Consider the following 468-nt stretch of genomic DNA (forward strand, 5'->3'; position numbering starts at 1 on the left):
TAAGGGGGGTGAAGTCGTAACAAGGTAGCCGTACCGGAAGGTGCGGCTGGATCACCTCCTTTCTACGAGAAAGGTATTAAGTCTTCAGTCTTTGTACTCTGGAGCAGTCAGTCATTGTTCTCACGAATGATGCCGTACAAACAGTCTTGGCTTTCGTTAAATACTTTTAATTTCCCATACATACAGCATTTTGATTGTATGAATTTTCTAACTTTTTTTGGTTTAACCGGGGGCATAGCTCAGCTGGTTAGAGCACTGGCTTTGCAAGCCAGGGGTCCGGGGTTCGAATCCCCGTGCCTCCACAACACTTTGACAACGTTGGTTGTTGATATTGTTCTTTTAAACAGTGAATAGCGAAGGGATAAATAATAATATGGTCAAGCGACTAAGGGTCCATGGTGGATGCCTTGGAGCTATCCGGCGATGAAGGGCGTGGTAAGCTGCGAAAAGCCTCGGTTAGAAGCAAAC

At 45.7% G+C, this 468-nt stretch carries 1 tRNA gene and 2 rRNA genes; all 3 read left to right on the top strand.

Annotated elements, in window-relative coordinates:
- Positions 1–62: ribosomal RNA gene (locus DV872_RS26270) — 16S ribosomal RNA — on the top strand; the annotation flags it as partial.
- Between the two features lie 166 nt (positions 63–228).
- A tRNA-Ala gene (locus DV872_RS26275) sits at positions 229–302 on the top strand.
- Between the two features lie 73 nt (positions 303–375).
- Positions 376–468, top strand: a 23S ribosomal RNA gene (locus DV872_RS26280); the annotation flags it as partial.

It is taken from the genome of Oceanispirochaeta sp. M1 (genome assembly GCF_003346715.1).
In the GTDB taxonomy this organism is placed as follows: domain Bacteria; phylum Spirochaetota; class Spirochaetia; order DSM-2461; family DSM-2461; genus Oceanispirochaeta.